Origin of the sequence: Leptolyngbya sp. KIOST-1, assembly GCF_000763385.1 — a bacterium.
Classification (GTDB): domain Bacteria; phylum Cyanobacteriota; class Cyanobacteriia; order Phormidesmidales; family Phormidesmidaceae; genus Nodosilinea.
In genome coordinates this window covers 799,266-825,355 of sequence record NZ_JQFA01000002.1, presented here as the reverse complement: position 1 = coordinate 825,355, position 26,090 = coordinate 799,266, and the positions used below count along the sequence as shown (strand labels likewise).

The window sequence follows — 26,090 nt, the reverse complement described above, 5'->3', positions numbered from 1 at the left end:
TGGAGCAGCAGGCATCGGCTGGAGGGCAGACCTCAGCCAACACACTGGTTTAATTTTATGGGTTTTGAGGCCAGGTATCCAGATTTTTTTTGAAAGCCAAAAAACGAATTCAATCAAAGCGTTTGTGACGGCAATTTTTTGTCAACAACCCACCGAGTTATATCAAAGGTTGTTCCTGTTAGCTTGATCACTTTTCCGTCTGCATCGAAAAGCGGCCCCCCTCGGGCGTTGATGTAGCGAACCTGACCATCGTTGGCCCGAACAATCCGCAGGTTGGCTTCAAAGGCTTCGCCTCGACTGGCCGGGCCATAGATGGCCTCTGCATGGAGTTGTCGGTCATCGGGATGGATCAGGGTTAAGGATTCTTCGTAACTGGGGGTTGGCCCCTCGGGAGAGAGACCGTGGATCAGAAATAACTCCTCAGTCCAGTAGATTTCTCGCGTGTGAAGGTCCACCTCCCAGCAGCCAATTTGCGCGACCCGCTGAGCGGTGCGCAGCATCAATTCTGAACGTCTCAGCTGAGACTCAACCTGTCGGCGGTACTCAATTTCCTGCTGTAGGCGCGCATTGGCCGTCATCAACTCCTGCCAGATGTTGGCGGTAATACCGTCCAACGGCAGTTCTGGCTTGGGTGTTTTACCCTGAGCTGAGCGGACGACAGGGTCGTAGACCGGGTTCAAGCAGTAGCCCTGCCCGTAGTGGGTTTGAATCACATCGTCAGCACCCACCTGTTCTAGCTTGCGGCGAATGCTGCGGATGTGGCTTTTGACCGTTGCGTCACTGGGAATGTCGTCATCTAGGGTCCACAGGCGATCGCCAATTTCGCTGCGGGGAAACATCTGCCGGGGATGGCTCAGAAACAATTCCAGCAGTTGGTACTCTTTCCGATTTAGCTTTAAATCCTGGCCCTGGCAGGTAATTCGCTGGGCGACGGGGTCGAGCAACAGCGGCCCCCAGGTTAACTTGGGGTTGGCGCGACGCCCGCCTCGTCGAGCGAGCGCGCGCAGGTGGGCCAGCAGTTCAGGTACGGGAATGGGTTTGGGGAGACAGGCGTCGGCACCGCTATCTAAGCCCTGGAGGCAAGCTTCGGAAACGGCGGGCTCGATGATCAGTACAATCAGCACCGGATTGCCCGCATCGCGCAAATGCCGGCACAGACTGAGCCCGTCCACCCCAGGTAACTGGGCTTCCAGCAAGACCACGTCATACACAAAGGCTTGCAGCAAATCCCAGGCCTCTTGCCCATCGCTGGCAGCGTCAGTAATCAAATTGTGGTGACACAGCGATTGCTGCAGCTGATGTTGCAAAACGTTATCGGATGAAACCAGCAGAATTTTCATCAACTAATGGGGATGGATTAAAGCAATCCAATGAGAATAGTGTTGATATTACACGAACTTTTTACCTTTTGATGCGATCCTTACTTTCACACAAAATGCCACAGTCTTCTCCCTACAGTCTTTCCCCTACAGTCTTTTTTCTAAAGTAATGCCATGGTTTCGCCTGTTTGGATCTTGTCGGCGCGATTCGGTATCCGGCTATGACGACCTCCCTGCCTGCAATAGAGGCTTCTCAATGATGGTGTGCGTGAGTTCTCTAGCATCAGTTCATCCTGATTTTCAGTGCCCAACGTTGACCCTTTATCAATTCTGAATAGCCCTGGCTTGGATGAGGTGAGTGCCTCTTCTACTGTGTCGTGTCTCGTCAGAGGTTGAGCGTGAGTTTGTTTAGTCGCATTCAGCATCGTTTAGGGTTGGCGGTTGGAATTGAGCTGTCTCTGCTAATCGCTATTCCAGTCAAGGCGGCAGAAACTATCTTTTTTGACTACGGTTTTGTCTCCCGCTCTTTGCCCGTCAAGGCGCTGGAGGCCTTCGCCCAGATGGGGGAAGGCAGCCCAGAACTGAAGTCCTCTTTGGCAACTCTATTCAGACCGGGGCACGGCAAAAATGGGTCATTTTGTTGGCGGCGGGCACCTACGATGAGGATGAGCTATCTCAGAATGGGCCTTTCAACCCTGTCTACAGGCCGTCTATGCGGACTATTTGAGCTGCGATCAGCCGTTTGGTGTGTTTCTGATTACTGCGGTTTCCAATGATGGCATTCTGGAGGCCAGTCAGGACTTCCGGTCAAATCTCTAATTACTACTGCTGACCAAGATGAAATCAATCCTGTTCACCCTATTTCTGCTCGGTTCTATTCTGTCTTTTCTTCCAGCGGCAAGGGCTGAACAACCGGTTCTGGCCCAACAGGAAAGCGCCGAAAATAGTCAAGCGTTGCCCTGGCAACCGTCTTCTCCTATCTCGGGCCGCTACCTGGTAGATTTGCCAGGAACTCCCGTAGAACAAACCGGTACCAGTACCCTGCTGAATCACGAACTGCGCTGGCATATGCGTTCCGTGACGCGGCCAGCGGTGGATGAGATTGATTTGTTTGAGTACTACCTGGTGGCCTATGCCGATATCCCCGGAGGCTACGCTACGAGTTCCCTCAAAAAGAGGTGTTAGAGGCTGCGGCAAGGGCTGTGGTCAGTGACATTCAAGATGAGCAATTGAGCACAACCTTGGCCATTGAAGCCATTGCTTTTCAGGGACTTCCGGCTCGACTGATGACGGCCGAGGGATTAGGGCAATTTTTGGTTGCAACCCTCAGCACTACCGGCGATCGCCTTTACCTGGTGCTGGCCATTGATGACGACCAGGCCAACTTCGAGCATTTTTTCGAGTCTTTCTCTCTTATTCCTTAAATGCCATCCATGAAACCCATTTACAGCCTACTCCTCGCGATCGCGACCCTGCCCACGATCTATTCAGCGGCCCTGGCCGATGAGAGTTTGGGGAATGTCATTCGTGACAGTATCCGTGACGAAATTCGAGATGACATTCGCGACACCGTGCGCCGGGATATTTGCGATCGCAGGGCAGACCGAAACCGCGACCCCGATCTCTGCAACACCCTAGACGATATTGATCAGTTTCGCGATGGTATTCGTCGGGGCAGAAATCGGATAAGAGCGATCGATGCCATTTTTAATTAGCATAGGCTGCCCTGAATTCAAGGTTGTCAATTTCTGGCTGTCTTTAATGATAGGAATTTCATCTCTAATCCCTTCGAAAGATCCCCATTCCATGAATCCACTACACAAATTTTTCACTTTTCCTGGGTATCATTTCTAGCCCTTCAGACATCAGGAGCATACCGGGAAGGCACCTAGAGGCCTAAGACCTTTCTGGACAACCCAAGGCCATAGAACGTTGATTTTTGAAATACTTAGAACATCTTTAACTACCCCAAAAAAACTCTAACTCGGCCTTATAATCTCCAGGGAAATCCTCCCTTTGACAGATGGACTTTTTGGTACGCCCATGGAACTCAGAACACCCCTGCTGAGCCGCCTGTCTCCCCTGCTGATGGGGACAGCGCTATCCCTGTCCGTGCTGGCCACTAGCTGTCGGCCCACGCCCGAAGCCAGTGCCGCTGCGCCGGTTGTACCCGTCGATGTGGAAACCCTCCAGACCGGCACCGTTAAAACCAGCACCGAATTTGTGGGCCAACTCGAAGCTACCCAAATCGCCGAGGTACGGACTGAAACCCAAGGACGAATCGAGCGCATCCTGGTGACTCCGGGACAGGAAGTCGCGGCGGGTCAGTCTCTTCTAGTCCTGCGGCCCGACCAGGCTGAGCCGCAGTTCCAGGGGGCGATCGCTGGAGTAGATGTAGCCATGGGTCAGCGGGATAATGCCCAGAAGTCCCTGGACATCGCCAAAGCCCAGCGAGACACCGTTCAGTCCACCTTAAATTTTGATCGGGCCAACGTGGACCGGGCCCAAAAACTAGTGGCGGCGGGGGGGCTGGCCCAAATTCGTTTGGATGAAGCCCAGTCCAAACTAGAAGCCTCACAAAATCAACTGATTGCCGCCAACAAGCAGGTCGCGGCCGCCGAAGTGGCGGTCCAGCAGGCCGAAGCCCAGATTCGTCAGGCCCAGGCCCAGGCCGATGCCTCCCAGGTCAGTGTTAGCTTCCGCAATGTAGTCGCGCCGGTGGCTGGTGTCCTCGACAATCTGACGGTCAACGTCGGCGATTTCGTCAGCGTTGGTCAGGCCATCACTCGAATTGCCCAGGTCGAGAGTCTATTTTTAAATATTGAGGTGCCGCCAGAACGGGCCAACCAACTCAGAACGGGGCTGACGGTGGAGTTGCTCGATCCCAACAGCAAACAGCAATTGGCGACCGGCAATTTAATCTTTGTTGCCCCTACGGTAAACGCTAGTTCCCAGAGCATTTTAACCCGAGCCCAGTTTCAGAATGTGGAGGGGCGTTTGCGGGATGGTCAGTTTGTGGCGGCGCGCATTATCTGGCAAACTCAACCGGGAATTTTGGTGCCGACCACGGCAATCTCGCGGTTAGGGGGCAAGGATTTCGTGTTTTTGGTGGCCGAGCAACCCAACGAAAACGGCCAGGAATTTGTCACCCTTCAGCCCGTTGACTTAGGGGCGATTCAGGGCGATCGCTACCAGGTGCTGTCGGGTCTCGATCAGGGAGACCGGATTGCTGTATCTAACATTTTGCGGCTCAACGATGGTGTGGCCATTGCGCCCGAGTCCAGTGCGCCCCAGTCAGGACTGTAGGGAGGCAGCATGGCTCTTTTTTCGATCGCCACTAATTTCATCAAGCGCCCCGTCCTGACCACCGTCTGTACCATCGTGATTCTGCTGGTTGGGGCGGTTTGTATTCCACTGTTGCCGATCAACTACCTACCGGATATTTCCCCCACTCAAATTCAGGTGCGGAGTTCCTACACGGGCGCAGACGTGGAAACCGTGGAGAATACCGTCACCACTATTCTCGAGCGCAACATTAACGGAGTGGAGGGCATGGAGTCCATGGCTTCCCAAACCTTTGCCGGGACCAGCAGTATTTCGGTGCTGTTTCCCACCGGGGTGGATAAAAATATCAGCCAGGTGAATGTGCAAAACCGGGTGGCCCAGGCCCTGCCCCAACTGCCCAGCCCGGTGCAGCAACTGGGGGTATCTACCCGAGCGTCATCCAGCAGTATTTTGCTGATTTTAGGCATTTATGCTGAAAACGGCGAGTACGATGACATTTTCATCAGCAACTATGTCGACCTGAACATCACCGATGTGCTCAAGCGGGTGCCCGGGGTGGGGGATGTCTCGGTGTTTGGCCTGAAGCAAAACGCCATGCGCCTCTGGCTCGACCCTCAGAAGCTGACGGCCCGCCAGCTGACGATGCTGGATGTGAGCAATGCGCTGCGATCGCAAAACGTAGTTGTGGGGGCTGGATCGATTGGCCAGGAGCCGGTGCCGGAGGGGCAGAGCTTTGAACTCCCCATTCGCATCCAGGGGCGTCTCGAAAGCGCCGCCGAGTTTGAGAATTTAGTCATCAAAACCCTACCCAACGGCACCCTCGTGCGCCTAAAAGACGTGGGCTATGCGGAGTTAGGGGCTGAAAACTACGTCAGCAACGCCCAGGTCAATGGTCAGCCTGGGGTGGGTATTGCCATTTACCAGCTACCCGGCAGTAATGCCCTCGATGTAGGCGCTAACATCACAGCCGAGATGGAAACCCTGAGCCAGAGTTTTCCGCCGGGGCTCACCTCCTCGATTGTCTATGACACCACCGATTTTATTCGGGTGTCGATTCAGGAGGTCTTCATTACCCTGCTCCAGGCGATCGGCTTGGTGATTCTGGTCATCTTCATCTTTCTGCAAGACTGGCGCACCACCGTCATTCCGGCTGTTGCTATTCCGGTGGCGCTGATAGGCGCGCTGGCCTTTGCCTTTGCGTTTGGCTTCTCCCTCAACAGTCTGACCCTGTTCGGCCTCATTTTGGCTACGGGACTAGTGGTGGACGATGCGATCGTGATTGTGGAGGCGGTGACCACCAAAATCTCGGAGGGCATGACTCCCAAACAGGCCTCTGTCGCTGTGATGGAGGAGATTTCCGGGGCGGTAGTCTCCACCTCCCTGGTGCTGATGGCGGTGTTTATTCCCGTGGCGTTTTTTCCGGGGACGACGGGGCAGTTGTACCAGCAGTTCGCCCTGATTATTGCCTTTTCCGTGGTGGTTTCGACCTTTAACGCCCTCAGCTTTAGCCCGTCGATGGCAGCTATTTTGCTCCGTTCCCAGGCGGAAATGGCCGCCGATGCCGACTCTGGGGGCCCCCTGCGCTGGTTCTTCGACAAGTTTAACCAGGCCTTGGCCTGGATTTCTGCCCAGTACAAAGCTGCGGTCGCCTACCTGATTCGCCTGCGCTACGTGGTGATGGCCGTGTTTGTGGCGGGTCTGGTGGCCACCTACTACATGTTTATGGCTGTGCCGGGGGGCTTTGTGCCCTCGGAGGACCAGGGCATTGTGCTGGGCACGGTGCAGGGCCCGGACGGGGTCTCGGTTAGCTATACCGATCAGGTGATGCGCTTTGTGGAAACCAGCCTGCGGGAAATTCCCGAAGTCGAGTCCTATTTTGTCGCTAGCGGTGCCGGGTTGCAGGGTAGCGGCCCTAACCAGGGTCTCTTTTTTGCCAAACTCACCCACTGGGATGATCGCACCGGCCCCGGGCAGGATGTCAATAGCATTCTCCGACGGCTCAATCAACGGTTTTTCCAAAATCGGCAGGCGCGCATTGTGGCCTTTAACCCGCCCCCCATTCCCGGCTTTAGCGCCACGGGGGAGTCAGAACTGGAGTTGCAGGATCGCAGCGGTGGCCGCTTGACGATGGATGACTTCTTGGGGGCGGCGCAGGATATCCTGACGGCAGCCAACGCAAAGCCTGCCATCAATGGCACGGCTCGTACCCAATTCACCACCGGCACCCCTCAACTCCAGATCGATCTTGATCGCAACCAGCTCGAAGCGCTCGATGTCGATTTCCAGCAGGCGTTGCAAACCATCGGCGCTTCGGTGGGGTCCCAGTATGTCAACGACTTCACCCTTGGCACCCGCAGCTATAAGGTGTTTGTACAGGCCCAAGGCGACTACCGCAACAGCCCCGATGACCTGGAAAATCTATACGTGCGATCGCGCACCGGGCAGATGATCCCCCTGGGCCAACTGGCCACCATCAGCCCCATCACCGGGCCGCAGATTATTCCCCACTTCAATGGCTATCGCTCGATTCGGCTCCAGTTTAGGGAAGCCGAGGGCTACTCTAGCAGCCAGGCGATCGCGGCAATGGATGCAGCGGTTAAAGAGGCCGCGATCCCCGGTCTGGGCAGCGACTGGATTGGTCTGGCCAAGGAGCAACTGGCCGCCGGAAATCTGGGCGCCCTGGTGTTCCTATTCGGCATCATCATGGTGTTCCTTACCCTGGCTGCCCAGTACGAAAGCTACATTGACCCCATCATCATTCTGCTGACGGTGCCGCTGGCCATGCTGGGTGCCTTGGGGTTCATTGCCCTGCGGGGGCTGAACAACGACGTGTATGTGCAGGTGGCCCTGGTGATGCTGATTGGCCTCGCCAGCAAAAACGCCATTCTAATTGTGGAGTTTGCCAACCAGTCCCGGGCCGAGGGGTTGACCCTGGTGCAGTCGGCCCAACGAGCCGCCGAGGAACGGTTCCGCCCGATTTTGATGACGGCAATTTCCTCCCTGGTGGGTTTCTTCCCGCTGGTGATTGCCACCGGGGCCGGGTCTGCCTCCCGCTGGGCGATCGGCAGCGCCCTGTTTGGCGGGCTGCTGGTGGCGACGGTGCTCAGCTTCTTGATTGTGCCGGTGCTCTATGTGGTGATCAAAAGCCTGGCAATGCATTTTCTGGGCTCGAAAACGCCGCCGCCACCCAGCGATGACGACAGCGCTGGCAATGGCTTTAAGGGAGATGATGGCGAGTTTATACCCGAAGCCGGTCTGGTCTATCTAGAACCCGAAACAGGATTGGTCTATCCAGAGCCCGAAACAGGACCGGTCTATCCAGAGGCAGAAAAGCCCGTGCATCAGCCGTTTCAGGAAGGGGAAAATCCGGCTTAAAGCTGTTTATGACTGCTGGTGGGCGGTGCCCACCCTACGGGAGGTTGCTGGTGGGCGGTGCTCACCCTAGGGGAGGTGAATCTTGAACTGGCGCAGAATGTTTTACACCGGTCTGGTGAATACCGTGGTGGGCATTGGCTTGGGGCTAGTGCTCGGCAAGCTGGTGGAGTCTCCCTATACCAGCCCGGCCTATCGCAATCTGGACAGGATTTATATGACCGTGGGTGGGGTGGGCGGCTTTGCCCTCGGCTGGAGCTGGGAGGGCTTGCGCCAGTTGAAGACTAAGCGCGATCTGGAAGAGAGTCAGCGACCGCCAGGGAAATCCTAGTACCGCTACGGGAAATCCAAAAGCAAAATTAAAGGGAAAATCCCATGGAGCATAATCCCCTACTGACCATCCAGGTCGACCTGCTGATTCTGCTGCTGCTCGCCAGTCTGGCCGCCGTCACCTTGACGCGGGTGCAATTCCCCTACACCGTGGGACTGGTTCTGCTGGGCCTACTCCTGGGGGGACTGGCCGACTGGTTTCCTGCCCTGGCGGTACTGAATACCTTCAACCTGTCCCACGATCTGATTTTGTTCGTCTTCGTACCGCCCCTAATTTTTGAGTCGGCTATCAACCTGGACGGTCGCCTGCTGCTGCGGAACTTGCTTCCGGTGCTGGTCTTGGCGGGGCCGGGGTTGCTGATCTCGACGGCGATCGTGGGGGCCATCGTCGCCTGGGGCACCCCCCTTACCCTGGGGCAGGCGCTGCTGTTTGGCAGCTTAATTTCCGCCACCGACCCCGTTGCGGTGATTGCCCTGTTCAAAGAACTGGGGGCTCCGAAGCAGCTTTCCGTGCTAGTGGAAGGCGAAAGCCTGTTCAACGATGCCACCGCCATCGTCACCTTCAATATCATTCTGGCCCTGGTGCTGTCGGGGGCTCCCCTCAGCGGCGATACCCTGGTGCAAGGGGGATTCAGCTTTTTGGTGGCCTTCGCAGGGGGGCTGGTCGTGGGGGCCGTTCTGGGCTTTTTGGGGCAGTTTCCCCTGCGGTGGGCGCGGGAAAATCGACTGGTGCTGTCTACCCTGTCCCTGGTGTTTGCCTACGGCACTTTCCTGCTGGCGGAAGAGGTGTTTGGCGTGTCGGGGGTGATTGCCATCGTCAGCGCGGGGCTGGTGGTGGGCTGGCTGGCCAATAGGTATCTCGACCCCGACGTTAAAGCCTTTGGCAAAGAGTTCTGGGAATACGTGGCATTTCTAGCCAATAGCCTGATCTTTTTGCTGGTAGGCATTACCGCCGCTGGGTTTGATATTGTGTCTCAGCTCACCGAGGCAGGTGCACTGCTGGCAGAACTGGGAGTAGCGGTGCTGGCCATCCTGGTCTCGCGGGCGGTGGTAGTCTTTGGCCTGACCCCTCTGATCAATAGGTTTCAGCCCCACAACCGGGTGAGCTGGCCCTTTCAGGTGGTGAGTTACTGGGGCGGTCTGCGGGGGGCTGTCTGTCTGGCCCTGGCCCTGAGTTTCGATCCCCAGTTTCCTAACCGCGACCTGATGGTGCTGCTCACCCTGGGCGTGGCCCTGTTTACCCTGTTCCTACCGGGCACCACCATCTCCCGCCTGATGCAGGGGCTGGGGCTGGATCAGCCGCCCATTCTAGAGCAGGTGAAGCTGCACCTGGGGCGCATCGTGGCCGACCAGCAAGCCCTTCAGGATCTGGCCGCCATGAAAGCTGGTGCAGACGTCTTGTTTGCCGAGCCGATTGACCAGATGGAAGTGGAGCAGCGACAAACCTTGGAGCAGTCTCAGCAGTCTCTGCGGGAGTTAGCTCAGCGCTTAGATCTGGAGCCCAACCAGGTGAAGCAGCTGGTTGGGTTGATTGCCCTCTCGGCAGAAAAGGCGTTTTATCGCCGGGTCTACGATGCCGGTCTGGTTGCCCCCAACGTGCTGAACCAGATGAACCTGCTGGTGGCCCTCAAATCCGATGCGGTGAAGCGGGGAGCCATGCCGCCAGACCTAAACTATATTGACCCGGTGGAGTTGCGGTTACAAAATCTGCGCTATCGACTGACGGAGCGGTATTTCCCCAATAGTAAGGCTTTGCAAGATATGCGATCGCATCTCCTCACCGCCCAGTATGCCTACCATGCCGTACAACTTTATGCCGCTCAACAGGTTTACCGAGAGATGCAGTACATCGCCACCGCCGCCAAAATCCCCGATGATTTGCTGCAATCCTGTCTGGAGGCCTACCAGCAAAGCCGTACCGAAGCTCTGGCCGAACTGGAACGCATTGCCGCAGAAAATCCTGCGATCGGGCAGATGTTTCTACGCAATACTCTGGAGCAGGTAACCCAAAGAACCCGCGCCAAAGTGGTCAAAGACATGCAAGCAGAAGGGCTGGTGTCAATTCAGAGTGGAGCTTGAAGAAAGAAGTTGCCACTGTTCTGAAGAATCCATCGCTTGATGAATAAATATTTTCTGGTTTACAGTCCCCGCTATTCAATTAAAAGGTAAAACCCATGAAAGTAGAACGTTCTGACCAACAAGACCTGACCCCTGAAGAACAGGCCCATCTGGCTAAGCTCAAACAGTTGGTCGAAGATGCCCTGGCCGATGGCCGGTTGTCTCAGAGTGAACGTAACCGTCCCAGGAATTTAACGAAGGCTTAGGGATTTTGGGCTAGGAGTCCCGGTAAGGTGAAGCGATGAGCGACGAGATCGAGATAGCTGGAATCCGAGTTCCGAGGGCCGACTGGGAAGCGACCCCCGCTAGCATCCAAATGTTAGTGCGGGTTCTGAGTGAGCGGCTGATGGCGTTGGAAGAGAAAGTCAATCAGAATTCACAGAATTCATCAAAACCACCGTCAACGGATGGCTTTGGCAAAGGTGTTAAAGCCAAAGGGAAAGGCAAGAAAGCCCCGCGAGAGCAGAGCGGGAAAACTGCTCCTCGCGAAGCTCGAAAACTATATCCCGCCGAAGATTGTCGAGCCGTCCATGAGGTGATTCCCCCGGCCTGCGACGCCTGTGGAGCTAGCTTATCAGGCCACGATTCTCATCCTCACCGCCATCAAGTGATAGAAGTGCCACCGGTTAAACCCGAGGTGGTGGAGTATCGATTGCATGGCCTGAGGTGCCCGTGCTGCGACACGGTAACCCGCGCCGAGCTGCCGTCGGGGGTCTCTGCCCTGGGCTATGGTGAACGACTGACGGCGATGGTGGCCTTGCTGAGTGGGGGGTACCGGCTGAGCTATCGGCAGGTGTGTGCGGTGATGGACGACCTCTTCGGGGTGCGCCTCTCTCGTGGTGGCATCGGGCGTTTGCGGCAAGAAATCAGTGACGCGGTGAGTCCGGCGGTGGAGGAGGCCAAGGCCTACGTGCAGAGCCAACCCGTGATGCATAGTGATGAAACCAGTTACCCCCAAGGCAATCGAGACGGGGGAAATCCCCAGCGCACTAAAGGCTGGCTATGGGTGCTGGTGACGCCGCTGGTGAGTTTTTTCGAGGTGGTGCTCAGTCGGTCACAGGCGACTGCTAAAGCCCTGATTGGTGAAGAGTTTTCAGGAATTGTCACCTCTGACCGCTACAGCGCCTACCGGTGGATTGAGGTGACCCGATGGCAGGTGTGCTGGGCGCATCTGAAGCGAGACTTCACCGCCATGGCAGACCGTAGCGGCGTCTCGCGTGAGATTGGCGAGGCGCTGCTGAGGCGGCAGCGGCGATTATTTCGCTGGTGGCACCGGGTGCGTGATGGCACCTTGGTACGCTCCGACTTTATCGAGTTCGTCAAACCCTTGCGGGCTGGCTTTAACAGGTCGGCCCCGACCACCAGCGCAAACCTGGCCCCCGGCCAAATTTGCCGCGCCCGCTCCAGGGTGACGACGGTGCGCCGGTGGCTGAGTTCGGGGTGCACCTGCACCCGCTGGGGCGGGGCGTCTAGCTCGTCAATCAGCAGCTCCAGCATGCGAAAGCGATCGCCCAGGTCGGTCTGGTGGGCTTTAAACGGGTTGTTGGCCGTCCACACCGCCACGTGGTCAAACTGGGTGGCCAGCCAGGCCAAAATGGCTGCGTGTCCCCGATGGGGCGGGTCGGCGCTGGTGCCAAACAGGGCAACGTGGAGCCCGGTGGCGCGATCGGTGGAACGTTCCGGTGAGGTCATGGCGGCCATCCTCAGGACTGGGACTGGGGCTGCGGGCCGCGACGGGTGCGCGCCGTCAGCTCGGCTAGGGCATCGGAGAGGGCGACGGGGTAGGCGGCGGGCTGCTCCAGAGAACCCTTCAAGGATCGCTACGAGACCTACTACCGGCAGCGCATGCTGCAGAAGTTGGGATTTGAGCAGCTAGACGCCGATCTGGCCACCGCCCTGGTCAATCAGACGATCGACCTGCTCAGTGCCGTCCAGGTGGGCTACCATCTTTACTTCCTCAATTTGAGCCCGAGCAGGAGGACTCTCTGGAGGCTCATGGTCAGCCTCTCTCTCTAGCTTAGAAAGTTCGATGAGGGACGCTTACGAGTGAACTTCAATCCATCAAATCCTTTATCAACGCCGATCACAAAGTTACGGCAGATGAGTTGCGAACCATTAAAACAACGGTTCGAGCAATGTTGGGAGAGGCAACCGTAGAGTTCAACTGGGAGTAGGAAGTACCTCATGGGCCTGAAGACTACGGTTAAGTCTTTTGCGTCAAAGCTTCTGGCTTTTCAGCGATCGGAATCCAAGTTTGTATGGATTCTGATCGCTGTTTTCATGCTGATTTTGTTTAGCCCTTTTCTGCCAAGTCACGGCTGGGGCAGCTATATTTTCCACCTCTTGTTGTTGTTTGTTATTCTGTCAGGGATTTTGGCCGCCAGCGATGAAAGACAAATTATTCGCCAGATCACATTTATCGGAATTTTTGTGGTTGCCCTTGACTGGATTGGGTTTTTGGCCCATAACTATTTGCCAAAACTTGAACTGTTTATTTTTGCTCTATATGCTCTAGTGATGGGCTTAATCACAGTGGCCATTATTTTGGCCATCCTTAGAAGTCCTCAGGTGACAGCCAATATTATCTGTGGATCCATTGCCGGATATTTGCTCATTGGTCTTTCTGGGGCATTTGTTGCTTTACTTATAGAAACTCTGCATCCGGGTGCTTTTTTGCTGGGTGGTGAACCACTCAGTCGGGAGGGGTTAGCGGATGAGTTGATTTACTACAGCATGGTGAGTCTTTCCACCATTGGTTATGGCGATATCACACCAGTTGCTCCTATGGCTCGTTCTGTATCCCTGGCGGTTGGCCTGACCGGGCAGATTTATCTCACGGTTTTGGTCGCTGTGCTGGTGGGCAAGTTTCTAAAAGACTGATGTATAGCCATCGCCAGAACCGTTAGGACATGACCAATGCCCCTGAAGCGATGGCTATACACCATTGCGCCGCCCAAGTTTTTGCCTTTGGAAGAGGCCAATATCCTGAGCGCAATGGCCATCGCTATGAATTGTTCAAGCTGACTCTGCTTTGGTTACCCTCGGTTGGGCCGGGCAAACGCCGTTTGCCTAGCCTGAGGCCTTACGGTTGTTCGCCCCAGGAAATCAGGGGTAGTCAAGAAAGATTTCATAGGATTCTGTGGGTTTTGCCGCCAGGCATCCAAGATTTTTTAGCGCCGAAGCAGGGAGTACAGCATTTACTCAAAATTTAGCTGGTACTCGACGAAGGCTCGCCCGGCGTTGTTGGCATTGGTCGAGCCGCTTAGGCTCCAGTTCTGATTCAGGCGATAGCGAACGTTGAGCGCCCAGGGCTGACTTTGGTTGAGCACCTGAACCAAACTGGCGGAGAGGTTCTGGGTGATGCCGGCGGTCGCCCCCACCCCAAGCCCCAGGGTGTCTTTGTTGGTGGTGGGCAGCACCGTGGTCGCCACCAGCCGCAGCCGCCGTAGTCCCAGGGACCGCGCGATCGCGTCCTGACTATCCGCCGTCAAGGCTGACAGCAGGTTGGACCCCAAGGCTAAGCCAGGTTCTGCACCCCCCAGACCCGTCAGGTAGCCCCCCGTGACCATTCCCAGGAGCTGGTTTTGGGAGTAGGCATAGCTGCTGGTCAAGCTCAAAGCACTAACGTTATTGATTAGGCGACTGGCTTGGCCCTGCACCCGTGCTTCAATATGCAGCTCGTCGAAGATGGTGGTGCTAGCCAGCGGATCGAAGATGGGTACCTCTGCAGCTCCAGTGGTGGTGTTGAGGGTGTTGATGGCGTACTGCCGCTGTAGCGGTACGTTAGCCGACAGAACCACGTCTAAGTAGGGGTCTAGGCCATTTTCCGGCCTGAATTGAACTTGATTGGTGTGCCCCGGTTCCAGGAAAAACTCTGTGGTAACGGTGTTGAGCCAGCCCTCGGTGAGGTTGATATCGCCGTCGGCAGCTAGCCCTGGAATAGGTCCATTGAGGGCGATATCGCCGTTGAGGCCAAGGGAGAGCAGCGGCAGCACCTTGATCCGAGCCGGCTCGAGGGAAATGCGCAGGTTGTCTAGCTGTATGGCCATGGGAGGGGCCGCTCTGGCCAGGGAGTTTCTCCACGCGCTGAGCCGAGCCTTGTTGTTCAAAACGGCATTGGCCTGGGTGAGCAGCGCCCGCCCCACGGCGACCTGAGTATTTTGCAGGCGCACCTCACCGCCCAGAACCGGAGTCAGCAGGGCCTGGGAGAAGGAGAGGTCGCCGTGGACCTGGCTGCGCACTTCGTTGGCGTAGTTGACGTCAAGATCGGAGAAGGCCAGGCGCAGACCCGGGGCGGCAGGGCCCAGCTGGCCCAGTAGAGGAATCTGTCCGGCCAGGGTGAAGCGACCATCAAACAAGCTGCCGGTCAGCTCGTTGACCTGAATTTGATTGCCCTGGAGCTGGATAGTGCCCGTGAGATTCTCCAACGAAGCTCCCAGCCAGGGGCTGAGAAAGCGGGCGTCATCGAAGTCAACCAGGCCCCACAGGAGGGGCTGTCGCGGGGTGCCCTCCAGCCGCACATCGACGGTGGCATTGCCGCCGCCCCAGGCCAGGGCCGGGGTGAGCAGGTTAACCAGTGCGAAGGCGTCATCTTTGAGGGTGGCCCGCAGGGCGATCTGGTCGCTGGCGGGGCGCACCGTCATAAACGGCAGCGCGTAGGGAATGTGGCCCGCGAAGGTGAGAGGTTCTGGGGCTGAGCCGAGGATGCGGCCATTGACGCTGAGGAGGGCGTTTTGGTACTGGAACCCACTGCTGATTTCGGTGATGGGCTGTTGGTTCACGCTGGCCTCGGCGACATCGAGTTGGCCAGCCAGGGTGGGGTTGGTGTAAGGGCCGGTGAGCTGGGCGCTGAGATTGAGCAGGCCGGTGACGGCAACGGGGCTCTCAAGCAGGGTAGCGGCGGCGGTGAGGGGCAAACCTGCGGCCACCACAGCCAGATTGGACGCTTGGGGGGAGAGATCGCCCACCAGGCTGAGGCGTGTGTCTGCGGCGAGAAACTCGACCGGGTCCAGGGAGAGGGTTTGACCGCGCAGCTGCCCCCGGGCCAAAAACCGATTGTCAAAGTCGTAGCGTCCCCAGGCCCAGTTTTGGCCGGTGAATTCAAAGGCGGCGTCTAGTCCCTCGGTGGCCGAGGCCTTAACCCCCAGGGTGCCAGCCACCTGCCCCTCAAGCTGGTTCAGGGCCGGGAGCAGGGCGGTGGCTCGGGCGTCAATGCGCGCTGCCCGGAGCTGCCTGAGCACCTGGGCCAGCTCGGCCTGCTCCCGCAGGGAGGCCGTGGCGTCCCCCACCGGGGTCACCACCAGGTCGGCAGCCGTTCCCAGCCCCAGGGGAGCCAGCACTCGACCCAGGTCGGCGTAGCTGTAGAGGTTGAGGGCGGCCAGCAGGGCTTGAAAATCGGCTCCAGCGGTGGTGATTTCGGCCTGTCCCTGCCACTGGGGCCACAGTCGGCCGCTGCCAACAATTTGAAACTCGGTGCCGGGGCTGAGCTGAAGCACCCCGCCGGTCAGCAGGGCCAGGCCCTCGCGGTACTGCAACTGGCCGGTGAGGCGATCGCTGTGCATTGGGCCCAGGGCCAGGCGATCGAGGGTAAAGCTGGCCACGGCGGCCGGGTTTAGCCAGTCAGCCAGATCCAGGCTGGCGGTGGCGCTGAGCGTGCCCCCCAGCAGCCCCAGGTCAGGGCGAGGCACAGGCCGCAGCCCCAGAGCGGCTAGATCAAAGTTGCGAATTTCGGTATCCAGGCTGTTGCCGCGCCGCTGGCCGCTGGCCATCCACTCCCCGTTGGCCAGCCGAAAGCTCCTGGGGCGCAGGTCGGGGTCGAGGCGGGCAGAAATTTCTTCAGTCGGCCCACGCAGGGCGATCGTGGCCCCGCCAGTGCGGGAGGCCCGGATCGGTCCCGAGACGCCTGCGGCCAGAGCCACATCGTTGATTCCCACCTGGTGCAGCCCCATAGTGCCCTCCAGTTGAGGATTGTCCAGGCTGCCGCGCAGGGTGCCATTAAAATCTAGACTCCCTCTGGGCTGGAGCCAGGCGGGGCCCCCGAGTAGACCGTAAGCCTCGCCCAACTTGAGATCCCTCAGGCGGGCGGCCAGGTCAAAACGGCCCACCTGGGGCCGCCTGCCCTGGGGCAAAAAGCGAATATTGATGCCGCCAGAGGCGGAGAGGTTGGGGGTGATGGCCTCGGCAATCTCGAGCCGCTGGCCTGTCCAGGCAAAGCGGGTGCGGAGGGAGCCGGGCAGCACCTGGTCGATTTTGGCCAAATTGAGGTTGGCCAGGCTGAGGCCAGCGGGGGCCAGGGGAATGGCGTGGGAGAAGGCGGCCCGCCCCTCGGCGCGGACGCTCTCTGGGGTCAGGGCCAGGAGGGAACCCGAGGCCTGCAGGTCGGTGTCGAGGGTGCCGCGCAGCTGGGGCGAGACCCGGCCCAGGCCCAGGGCGTTGCCGGTCACCTGGGCCTGCCAGTCGCGGCGGTTCAGGTCGGCGATCGCCTCGGCCTGCAGCCTGCCCTCCCCGACTTGAAACACCGTTTCTTGAGCTGAAATCAGGCCATCGGCGTAGCGGATCTCCCCTCGCCCAGGGAAAGTGGATTGGGGCAGTTGCCAGGTTGCTTCGCCCCGCAGATCGGCGTCCTGCAGGTTGGGCACGGTGCCAACAAGCCGGGCTTCGGCCAGCAGGGGCCCCAGCCGCCAGGTATCCGGCAGGGGTAGACCGTAGAGGGCGGCTAGGCCGTCGAGGGGGAGGTCGGTTTGGGCGGTGAGGGTGAGGGCTGGGGGGACGGGCTGGGCGGGAGTGGGGCGGTGGCGATCGGTCCGGGGGCGATCGCCCCGCCGCCGGGCTTCCTGCAGTGCTTGGCGCAGCGCTTTGCCCAGCAGGATGTTTCCCTGGGCGGTCACGGTGCCGCCCGTGGCAGGGCGCAGGGTGGCCTGGTGCAGGGTCGCCCCCTCGAGGTTGGCCCCAAAGCGGGCCGTAAGGCTCTCAAAGCCGAGGCGATCGATCTGCACCTGACCCAGATTGGTCAGTTCTCCCACTACCTGAGGATCCTCCAGCGGCCCGGTGACGGTGGAATTGAGCTGAAACCGCCCTTCGGCCTCGATGGGCAGGGTTTGGGCTAGGGCCTCAACCACTTGATCCAGGCTGACATCGGGGATGGCGATGGCCAGGTCATGGCCCGTTTTGCGATCGATGCGGCCCGCCGCCTTGACCAGAATGGGGCCAAACTTGAGGGAGCTATTCTCCAGGCGTCCGCCCACACCATCGAACACAGCCGTACCGTTGATGTCGTGCAGGGCCGAGGGCAACTTGCTGAGCACAATGTCACCGTTGCGGAGGCGAGCGGTGCCTTTGACGGTGAGCCGGTCGGCGGCATCGGGGCGATACCTGAGGTCGAGGTTGGAGGACAGCAGCCCGTTGCGCAGAAACAGCTGCCCGCCTAGGAGCGGATTGATCGACTCAATTGGCAATTGCTGGGCCTGCACGGCCAGATTGACCTGGCGGGTGTCCAGCTGACCTTCACCGCGCACTTGAAAGGCCCCATTGTTGAGCCGCCCGCCCACTACCAGGGCGACCGTCTGGTTGTCGGGGCCGCTGAAGCGCACCCGCAGGTTGACGTTTTGCAACAGAATCAGGGTGGCGCTGGTGACCCCCTCAGGCAGTTCCACGATGGAGGTACGCGACAGGGGGCCAATCGCCAGCTCGGCATTGCGAATTTGCAGACTGTGCAGCTCGGTTCTAAAAAAGCCTTCCTCTCCCACCGACTGTGGCGGCTCGACCCGCCACTCGCCGTCAAACCCCTGCTTGAGGGAAACCTGCGGTTCGATAAAGATCAGGCTGGGGCGCAGAGTGCGTCTAAACAGCAGCTCCAGCGGGTTGAAGTTGACCTCCAGCGCCCTGGACCGCACCCAGGAAAAGTTGTCTTCGGTGGGGGGCACGATCGATGGTCCCAGCCGCACTCCCGTGGGGCTAAACCGCTCAAACTCGCCCACTTTGATGGGCCGGCCCAGGGCATCGCTGAGGTTGCGCTGCAAAAATGGGGGAATTTCTCGCCGCGCCAGGCTGTATCCCCACCAGCCCAGGGCCCCACCGCCCAGGGCCAGGGCCCCACCCACCAGGGCCAACCGCTTGGGCCAGCGTCGTCTGGGCGGGCTGGTCTGGCCGTCAAAATTGGGGGAAGCTTCGAGAGCCATAGCAACTCAACCGCTGGAAAAATGGCCTGGCACAGCCCTAGGGGCTGTCATCAATTAGCTGCTAACCGCTCCAAAAAACAAGGGTTACAGCCCCTAGCCTGTCGTTTGGGTCGGGCGTGGCAAAGCCTGATGCACCGGGCTTTCGGCCACAATTGATGGACACGCCCTACCGACGCGAATTTAATTAACTTACCGCAAGCATCTACCGATAGAGATAGATTTTAGAAATAGTTGAGAATTTCGAACCCAATACGTCCACCCCAGCTGTGGGCAGCCACCGATCGCAGCTCCTGCCCTCCTGTATCCTTAAGCTTCAGGAATTTGGATACGAACAGAAGGTCATGCTAGGTCTAGCGATTCACACCTGCGGCCCCGCTCTGGGGCTGGCTCTGGGCAATTTTGAGGGCGAGATCCGCCAGCAGACCTGGCCCCTGGGCCGCGATCTTTCAACCCAGCTGCACCCTCTGCTGATCGAGTTTGTCGCTCCCCACCCCTGGTCCGATTTCTCGTTTTTGGCGGTAGCCCAGGGGCCGGGGGGGTTTACGGGCACCCGGATTGGGGTGGTGACGGCGCGCACCCTGGCCCAGCAGCTGGAGATCCCGCTATTTGGGGTGTCGAGTCTGGCGGCGGTGGCCCAGCGCGCCCTCAAGGACCTTTCCAGTCAATCCCAGGGGCCCAGTCAATCCCAGGGGAAGGCTGACGGGGCCATTGCGGTGGAGATGCAGGCTCGGCGGGGGCAGCTATTTACCGCAATTTATCAACCAACGGCCAGCGGCCTAGAGTCAGTCCACGCGGACCAGGTGCTCTCAGCCGAGGATTGGGAAAAGCAGCTGTCTCAGCACCCCCACCCGCTCCATCGAGCGATCGCCGGGGAGGACCTGGCCGAGACAGTGACCCAGGTGCTGGATCTGGCCCACCAGCGCTGGACTGGAGGCGATCGCCCCGACTGGTCAACCGTGCTGCCTTACTACGGTCAGCACCCGGTGGATCGGTAGGCGGTGCTAGAGGGCAACGGCAGCGGGCGGCAACCAAAGTATCCCCCCACGCAGATTTTTCAGGATTGGGCGGCTACACTGGGCCGCAATGCCTGGGGCGACATCGCTGCGCCGTCCAGGGCCAACGCCCACTGCCCCCTCCGGTCTGCACTATGGCCAAACCAATTATTTTTACCGTCGATGACGATCCCGATGTCCTGCAGGCGATCGCCCGCGACCTGCGGCGGCACTACGGCGAACACTACCGCGTCATGCGGGCCAGCTCCGGGGCGACGGCCCTCGTAGCGCTCCAGCAAATTACGCTGCGCGGCGACCCGGTAGCCCTGCTGCTGGTCGATCAGCGCATGCCCGAAATGGGCGGGGTGGAGTTTCTGGAGCAGGCCATAGAGCTGGTGCCCGGAGCCAAGCGCGCGCTGCTCACCGCCTACAGCGACACCGATGCGGCTATCAAAGCCATCAACGAGGTCAGCCTCGACTACTACCTGCTCAAGCCCTGGGACCCGCCGGAGGAGAAGCTGTACCCTGTGGTGGACGACCTGCTGGCCGACTGGCAGGCCCACTTTCATCCGCCCTTTGAGGGCATTCGGGTGGTGGGCGATCGCTGGAACCCCCAGAGCCACGAGATCAAAGACTTTCTGGCCCGCAACCAGATCCCCTACCGCTGGCTCGACGTGGAGCGCAGCGAGGAGGCCCGCACCCTGGCGGGCTGCGGGGCCGATGGTGTGACTAAGGCCCAGCTACCCCTGGTGCTGTTCCCCGAGGGGGACCCCCTGCACCAGCCCAGCACCGCCGAGCTGGCCAGCCGCATTGGCCTGCAAACGGCAGCGGCCAAGCCCTTCTACGACCTGGTGATTGTCGGCGGCGGCCCCGCCGGGCTGGCGGCGGCGGTCTACGGGGCCTCCGAAGGGCTGCACACGGTGCTGATCGAGCGCGAAGCCCCCGGCGGCCAGGCGGGCACCAGCTCCCGGATTGAAAACTACCTGGGCTTTCCGGTGGGGCTGAGTGGCGGCGACCTGGCCCGCCGCGCCGTTACCCAGGCTCGCCGCTTTGGGGTCGAGATTCTGGCTCCCCAGGCGGTACAGAGCCTGCGCGCCGACAGCGACTACCGCCTGCTCACCCTCAGCGACGGCAGTGAAATCAGCGCCCACGCGGTGATTCTGGCCCTGGGGGTGTCCTGGCGGCGGCTCGACACCCCCGGCCTGGAGCGCTTTGCCGGAGCCGGGGTCTACTACGGCGCAGCCCAGGCCGAAGCCCTGGCCTGTGAAGGGGAAGACGTATACCTGATCGGCGGAGCCAATTCGGCGGGCCAGGCGGCGATGAACTTCGCCAAGTACGCCCGGTCGGTGACTATGCTGGTGCGGGGCGACTCGCTGACCCGGAGCATGTCGCAGTACCTGATTGACCAAATTGCGGCCACCCCCAACATCACCGTGGCGACTCACACCAGCGTCATCGAGGCCAAGGGCGGCACCCAGCTGGAGGCGCTGGTGCTGCAAAATGCCGCCACCGGGGCCAGCGAAACCGTGCCCGCCCAGTCGCTGTTCATCTTCATTGGCGCGATTCCCCACACCGACTGGCTGGGGGACCTAGTGCAGCGGGATGGCCGGGGCTACCTACTCACCGGGCCAGATCTGGCCAGTACGGAGGTGCCACCCCACCAGGTGTGGTCCTTAGAGCGATCGCCCTTTTTGCTCGAAACCAGCCTGCCGGGGGTGTTTGCGGTGGGCGACGTGCGCCACGGCTCGATCAAGCGGGTGGCCTCGGGGGTGGGGGAGGGGTCGATCTGCGTGCAGTTCGTGCACCAGTATTTGGGGGCGGTGCGATGAGTACCTCTGCCCTGTGCCTGGAGCATCTGCGGGCGATCGCGCCCTTTAACCATCTGCCTCAGGAACGGCTGGCGTGGGTGTGCGATCGGGCCACCTCCTTCCCCCTGGCCAAGGGCGACTACCTGGTCAAGGAGGGGGACCTCACCACTACCGTCTACGTGATCGCCTCAGGTCGCCTCGCCATTACCCGCCAGAGCGAGGGGGTGGCCATGCCCATCGGCCAGCAGGACGCCCCCGGCCTGATCGGCGAAATTCCGGTGCTCACCGATGAGCCTGCCCCGGTAACACTGCAAGCAATATCGGATTGCCAACTTCACGGGGTAGCCGGGGCCGACTTTCTCACCCTGCTGCACGAGTGCCGCGACTTTGAGCGCCAGGTGTTTCGCCTCATGCAGAAGCGGGTGCGGGGGCTGGAGTCATTTTTGCGCGGGCGCGAGAAAATGGCGGCCCTGGGCACGCTGTCGGCGGGGCTGGCCCACGAGCTGAATAACCCGGCGGCGGCCCTGGTGCGATCGCTCAGCGAGGTGGTGCCCGCCATTCGCGAGCTGGAGAAAATGAACCTGCTCTACGGCCAGCAGCAGCCCGACGCCGCCGATACCCAGCGGTGGCAATCGGTGCGCGACGCGGGCTACGACACCATTCTCAGAGGCGGGGCCGATGCGGTCAGCCTGGGCGATCGCGAAGAGGAACTGCTCGACTGGCTCGAAGACTACGGCGTGGCCGAAGCCTGGAAGCTGGCCGAACCCCTGGCCCTGGCCGGCATCGACATCCCCACCCTGGAAGAGCTGATCGCCCCCTGGCGCGACAACCCCACCCCCCTGCGCGACATGGGCATTCGCTGGCTGGCCCTCTCCTTTGAGATGATGGCGATGATTCAGAGTGGCCGGTCGGGGGCCGAGCGCATCGCCACCCTGGTCAAATCGATGAAGTCCTACAGCTACATGGACCAGGGAGCGCAGCAAATGGTCGATATCCACGCCGGGCTGGAAGATACCCTGCGGCTGTTTGCTTTCAAGCTGAAGCAGGGCATTGCCGTCGAGCGCCACTACGAGACCACGCTGCCCAAGCTCATGGCCCACGGCAGTGAGCTCAACCAGGTGTGGACGAACCTGATCGACAATGCGATCGACGCCATGGGCGACAGGGGCACCCTCACCCTGCGCACCTGCCAGTTTCAGGGCAGCGTTCGGGTGGAAATTATCGACACCGGGCCGGGGATTCCGCCAGCGATTCAGTCGCGCATGTTTGAGCCGTTTTTTACCACCAAGGGGGTGGGCAAAGGCTCAGGCCTGGGCCTCGAAACGGTGCTCCGCATTGTCGAAAACCGCCACCACGGCACCATTGCGGTGGAGTCTGCGCCGGGGCGCACCTGCTTTGCGGTATGCCTGCCCCTGCCAGAAACCGCCGCCATTCAAGCGTGACCCCAGGAGGTAGACCCATTCCGGTGCGCCATTCCGGTGCGCCATTCTGGTGCGCCATTGCGGTGCGCTCGCTGGGGACGACGCCATCTCGACCGAAGTTAACCCAGGGGAGCCGCCTGCAGCGAGGGCTCTACCGCGCTGGCCAGCTTCCGCAGCATGGTGGCAGTGGTCTCGAAGTCCACGCAGGCATCGGTGATGCTCTGGCCGTAGGTGAGCTGCCGCAGGTCGTTGGGGATGGGCTGGTTGCCTGCCTTCAGGTGGCTCTCAATCATCACCCCCAGGATGTGGCGCGAGCCCTCGCGCATCTGAGCGGCGATGTCGTCGAGCACGGCGGTCTGGCGGTTGTGGTCTTTGTTGGCGTTGGCGTGGCTACAATCGATCATCATGCGCGGGTTGAGCTTCAGCTTGGCCATTTCGTCGGCGGCTTTGGCCACGTGCTCACCGCTGAAGTTGGGCCCCCCCTTGCCGCCGCGCAGCACCAGGTGCCCGTCGGGGTTGCCAGTGGTGGTGACAATGCTGGCCAGTCCGCTGTGGTTGATGCCCAAAAAGTGGTGGGGACGGCTGGCGGCCACCATGGCGTTCATGGCGGCCTGCAGGCTGCCGTCGGTGCTGTTTTTGAAGCCGATGGGCATGGAGAGGCCCGAGGCCATTTCGCGGTGGGTCTGGCTTTCGGTGGTGCGCGCGCCGATCGCGGTCCAGGCGATCAGGTCGGCGATGTACTGCGGCGTCACCGGGTCGAGCAGCTCGGTGGCGGCGGGCAACCCCAGCTGAGCCAGATCCAGCAGCAGCTTGCGGGCCAGGCGCAGGCCCGTGTTGATGTCGTAGCTGCCGTCCAGGTGGGGGTCGTTGATCAGCCCCTTCCAGCCGATGTTGGTGCGGGGCTTTTCAAAGTAGACCCGCATGATGATCTCCAGCTGCCCCGACAGCTCGTGGCGCAGGTTGACCAGCTTCTGGCCGTACTCGTAGGCGGCGTCAATGTCGTGCACCGAGCAGGGACCCACGATCACCAGCAGGCGGCGGTCTTCGTTGTAGAGAATGTGGCGGATGCGATCGCGGGCGTCAGCCACCAGCGTTGCCGCCTCCGCCGACATCGGAAACTCGTGGTGCAACAGCGCCGGGCTGACGAGGGGGCGAGTCTCAACAACGTGAAGATCCTGGGTTTGGTGCATTGATAATTGGCCTAGTGTAATGTGGGCTCCACCCCGGAGCCGTGCCTACAAAATGGTAGCGTACCTTACCCACCACCGGGGTTACGGCCCAGGGGCGAGTTCTTAACCAACCGTGACTTCGGTGGGTACTGCCGCCGGAGGGCCGAGGGGCGGCAGCATTTCGATCTCAGCGCTGTTGTAGAGCACCATCGTGGTCGAGGCGTTTTCCTCAAAGCCGATGCGCTTGTAAAAGCCCTGCTGGTGGGTGGTCATCAGGTAGACCCGCTCCACCCGGCTCATGTGGGGGTGGGCCACCAGGGTTTCCACCAGCCTGCGGCCCAGCCCGCCGCCCTGGTAGTCCGGCGAGATCACCACATCCCAAATGGTGGCGCGAAACACGCCGTCGGAGGTGGCGCGGGCAAAGCCAATCAGCTGATGGCCGTCCCAGGCGGTGACGACGGGGTAGCTGTGGGCGATCGCGGTCGCCATCTCGGCCCGGGTGCGGTCTTTAGCCCAGAAGGCCGCCGCCTGAAACAAGTCCACCAGCTGATCGAGATCAGCGGCAGAAAACTGTTCACTGTACTGAAACTGAATAGCACTGCAATCCATCGACAACCTGTTCACATCCCAATCGGGCTAAGGGGTTCAGTGAGAGTTAGCCAAGTCGCAAGCGCCTGCGGAGGGATGGTCTTCCCCTTGCGGGAGCAAACGTCCCAGGGATCGGTGGCCGGTACATGGGGTGACAAAAACGCCACTCTCCACAAATCCCAGGCTTGCGAGAGCATCGTCGAGGGTGCGCCCAGCGCCATGCTCTCTAGACAGAATAAACAGATTTTTTGGATAGCGGTATACCAAAACGGCAATCCTCTTGATATTGCCAACAAGCCCTGACAACGGTATACAGCGAAAGGCAACTGCTCAATGGTTCAGGGCGATCGCACGCAGGAACAGCCGCTTCATCCGGGGCGCTGCAGCTAATTGATGACAGCCCCTAGGGCAGGGGATGCCTGATTTGGATTGGCCAAAGGCTGCACCCGTTGGGGTGGCCAGTAGATTTTGTAGGCATTGCCCACGACGTGGGGCTGCGGCAAAAAGCCCCACACGTGCGAGTCGCGGCTGCGGTTGCGGTTGTCCCCCAGCACAAACAGGTGCCCCTCAGGTACGGTTTCCGGCCCCCACTGGTAGCGAATGGGTTCGCTCAGGAAGGGTTCGATCAGGGGAGTGTCGTCAATCCACACCTGTCCCAGGCGAACGGCGACCCGCTGACCCGGCAGGGCAACCACGCGCTTGACCATGAGATTTTCGAGCTGCCCGGCCTGCTCTGGCGGGGTGCGCTCCGGGTTGGAGAAGACAATAATATCGCCGATAGCAGGGGTATAGTCGACGGGCTGGGGACGGACAAAGATGCGATCGCGCACCTCCAGCGTGGGCAGCATGGACTCGCTGGGCACAATGCACTGCACCACAAACTTTGGCACCACAAAGGGAATAGAGCTGACCGCAAAGCGCGTGACAATGACTGCGGCCAGGAGCAGGGCCAACCACCCCCACTGGCGCCGACGGGCCGGGGCAGCCCGGTAGACCAGGCCGCAGCCCACAGCCCAAATTACCGTCGTCAGCGGCAGCAGGGCGGGGTTGAAGTTGGCCAGGTAGGCGATCAGAATCCCTATCACCAGCAGGGCGGCCCCCATAGCGGCCTGCTGCAAAAACAGATGCCCCAACCCCGGCAGCACCTGGGAAAGAAAGACCGGATACCAGGGATCGCTGGATCGATAGGTCAGGGGGCTGAACTCGTCGAGGGTAACGCCCCGTTTAGCGGCGTGGTGGCTATCCCACAGGTTAAATAGGTACAGGCTCAGCAGGGGCAACAGGGTGAGCAGTCCCCGCAGGGTATTTCCCCCTGGCGCAAAAATGGACCAGAGGATAAAGCCCACAAAGCCGACGTGGGCGATGGCGATGACCAGACCGCGAGCGATCGCGCCGTCGTACATCTGCCCTGCGCCGGGGAGGGCCGCCGACAGGTTGACGGCTAGCCAGGGGCTTGTCTGCGATCGCTGGCCAACCAGCAGCTTGGGAGTTGCCTTCATAAGGGGGCCGCC

At 60.1% G+C, this 26,090-nt stretch carries 19 protein-coding genes and 2 pseudogenes; 15 read left to right on the top strand and 6 right to left on the bottom strand.

Going from position 1 to position 26,090, the window contains the following annotated elements; genetic code table 11:
• Window positions 1-113: 113 nt before the first annotated feature.
• Window positions 114-1,340 carry a response regulator transcription factor gene (locus tag NF78_RS03665; RefSeq protein ID WP_035984925.1) on the bottom strand — a complete coding sequence of 409 codons (1,227 nt, stop codon included), beginning with the start codon at window positions 1,338-1,340 and terminating at the stop codon, window positions 114-116.
• Window positions 1,341-1,696: 356 nt separating this feature from the next.
• Between NF78_RS03665 and NF78_RS33380 the strand changes: the two genes are divergently transcribed.
• The 10 genes and pseudogenes from NF78_RS33380 to tnpC all read left to right on the top strand — a co-directional run.
• On the top strand, window positions 1,697-2,095 hold the full coding sequence (locus NF78_RS33380) for an alpha/beta hydrolase (protein WP_081972495.1): 399 nt from the start codon (window positions 1,697-1,699) through the stop codon (window positions 2,093-2,095).
• A 61-nt stretch (window positions 2,096-2,156) separates the two neighbouring features.
• A complete protein-coding gene (locus NF78_RS03660; protein WP_035984924.1) occupies window positions 2,157-2,504 on the top strand; it encodes a hypothetical protein in 348 nt (115 codons plus the stop codon).
• Window positions 2,498-2,743 (top strand): hypothetical protein, encoded by a 246-nt coding sequence (locus NF78_RS03655; protein ID WP_156119632.1) that lies wholly within the window; start codon window positions 2,498-2,500, stop codon window positions 2,741-2,743. The genes NF78_RS03660 and NF78_RS03655 overlap by 7 nt, the downstream gene beginning before the upstream one ends.
• A 9-nt stretch (window positions 2,744-2,752) precedes the next feature.
• Complete coding sequence (locus tag NF78_RS03650) at window positions 2,753-3,034, top strand: hypothetical protein (protein ID WP_035984922.1); 282 nt, start codon at window positions 2,753-2,755, stop codon at window positions 3,032-3,034.
• Between the two features lie 328 nt (window positions 3,035-3,362).
• Window positions 3,363-4,625, top strand: a complete 1,263-nt coding sequence (locus NF78_RS03645) for an efflux RND transporter periplasmic adaptor subunit (RefSeq protein ID WP_035984921.1) — start codon at window positions 3,363-3,365, stop codon at window positions 4,623-4,625.
• A gap of 9 nt (window positions 4,626-4,634) precedes the next feature.
• Window positions 4,635-7,979 (top strand): efflux RND transporter permease subunit, encoded by a 3,345-nt coding sequence (locus NF78_RS03640; RefSeq protein ID WP_081972494.1) that lies wholly within the window; start codon window positions 4,635-4,637, stop codon window positions 7,977-7,979.
• Between the two features lie 82 nt (window positions 7,980-8,061).
• The gene (locus NF78_RS03635) at window positions 8,062-8,307 is read left to right on the top strand and encodes a hypothetical protein (protein ID WP_035984920.1); all 246 of its coding nucleotides are present in this window, start codon (window positions 8,062-8,064) and stop codon (window positions 8,305-8,307) included.
• Window positions 8,308-8,351: 44 nt separating this feature from the next.
• A complete protein-coding gene (locus NF78_RS03630) occupies window positions 8,352-10,385 on the top strand; it encodes a cation:proton antiporter (RefSeq protein ID WP_052049733.1) in 2,034 nt (677 codons plus the stop codon).
• A 95-nt stretch (window positions 10,386-10,480) separates the two neighbouring features.
• Window positions 10,481-10,630 carry a hypothetical protein gene (locus NF78_RS30785; protein WP_156119631.1) on the top strand — a complete coding sequence of 50 codons (150 nt, stop codon included), beginning with the start codon at window positions 10,481-10,483 and terminating at the stop codon, window positions 10,628-10,630.
• Window positions 10,631-10,665: 35 nt separating this feature from the next.
• Window positions 10,666-11,712 (top strand): annotated as a pseudogene (gene tnpC, locus NF78_RS33375) (IS66 family transposase); the annotation flags it as partial.
• Here tnpC and NF78_RS27985 read toward each other — a convergent pair.
• Window positions 11,670-12,116: pseudogene (locus tag NF78_RS27985) on the bottom strand (adenylyltransferase/cytidyltransferase family protein); the annotation flags it as partial. The pseudogenes tnpC and NF78_RS27985 sit on opposite strands and share 43 nt — an antisense overlap.
• A 153-nt stretch (window positions 12,117-12,269) precedes the next feature.
• Between NF78_RS27985 and NF78_RS28940 the strand changes: the two are divergent.
• Complete coding sequence (locus tag NF78_RS28940) at window positions 12,270-12,440, top strand: protein adenylyltransferase SelO family protein (RefSeq protein WP_081972493.1); 171 nt, start codon at window positions 12,270-12,272, stop codon at window positions 12,438-12,440.
• 168 nt (window positions 12,441-12,608) lie between these two features.
• Window positions 12,609-13,304, top strand: a complete 696-nt coding sequence (locus tag NF78_RS27980; RefSeq protein ID WP_052049730.1) for a potassium channel family protein — start codon at window positions 12,609-12,611, stop codon at window positions 13,302-13,304.
• Window positions 13,305-13,621: 317 nt separating this feature from the next.
• Here NF78_RS27980 and NF78_RS03610 read toward each other — a convergent pair whose 3' ends face one another.
• On the bottom strand, window positions 13,622-18,601 hold the full coding sequence (locus NF78_RS03610; protein WP_035984918.1) for a translocation/assembly module TamB domain-containing protein: 4,980 nt from the start codon (window positions 18,599-18,601) through the stop codon (window positions 13,622-13,624).
• 341 nt (window positions 18,602-18,942) lie between these two features.
• Between NF78_RS03610 and tsaB the strand changes: the two genes are divergently transcribed.
• The 3 genes from tsaB to NF78_RS03595 all read left to right on the top strand — a co-directional run bounded on the left by tsaB (window position 18,943) and on the right by NF78_RS03595 (window position 22,843).
• Complete coding sequence (gene tsaB, locus NF78_RS03605) at window positions 18,943-19,596, top strand: tRNA (adenosine(37)-N6)-threonylcarbamoyltransferase complex dimerization subunit type 1 TsaB (RefSeq protein WP_035984917.1); 654 nt, start codon at window positions 18,943-18,945, stop codon at window positions 19,594-19,596.
• 152 nt (window positions 19,597-19,748) lie between these two features.
• Window positions 19,749-21,422, top strand: a complete 1,674-nt coding sequence (locus NF78_RS03600; RefSeq protein WP_035984916.1) for a response regulator — start codon at window positions 19,749-19,751, stop codon at window positions 21,420-21,422.
• On the top strand, window positions 21,419-22,843 hold the full coding sequence (locus tag NF78_RS03595) for an ATP-binding protein (protein WP_035984915.1): 1,425 nt from the start codon (window positions 21,419-21,421) through the stop codon (window positions 22,841-22,843). Before NF78_RS03600 ends, NF78_RS03595 begins: the two co-directional genes overlap by 4 nt.
• A gap of 98 nt (window positions 22,844-22,941) precedes the next feature.
• Here the strand turns inward: NF78_RS03595 and NF78_RS03590 are convergent, their stop codons facing one another.
• The 3 genes from NF78_RS03590 to lepB form a co-directional block, all read right to left on the bottom strand.
• Window positions 22,942-24,012 carry a 3-deoxy-7-phosphoheptulonate synthase gene (locus NF78_RS03590; protein ID WP_035984913.1) on the bottom strand — a complete coding sequence of 357 codons (1,071 nt, stop codon included), beginning with the start codon at window positions 24,010-24,012 and terminating at the stop codon, window positions 22,942-22,944.
• 102 nt (window positions 24,013-24,114) lie between these two features.
• Entirely contained in the window at window positions 24,115-24,600 is a 486-nt protein-coding gene (locus NF78_RS03585) for a GNAT family N-acetyltransferase (protein ID WP_035984912.1), read from the bottom strand.
• A 365-nt stretch (window positions 24,601-24,965) separates the two neighbouring features.
• Entirely contained in the window at window positions 24,966-26,078 is a 1,113-nt protein-coding gene (gene lepB, locus NF78_RS03575; RefSeq protein WP_052049728.1) for a signal peptidase I, read from the bottom strand.
• Window positions 26,079-26,090: the final 12 nt, after the last annotated feature.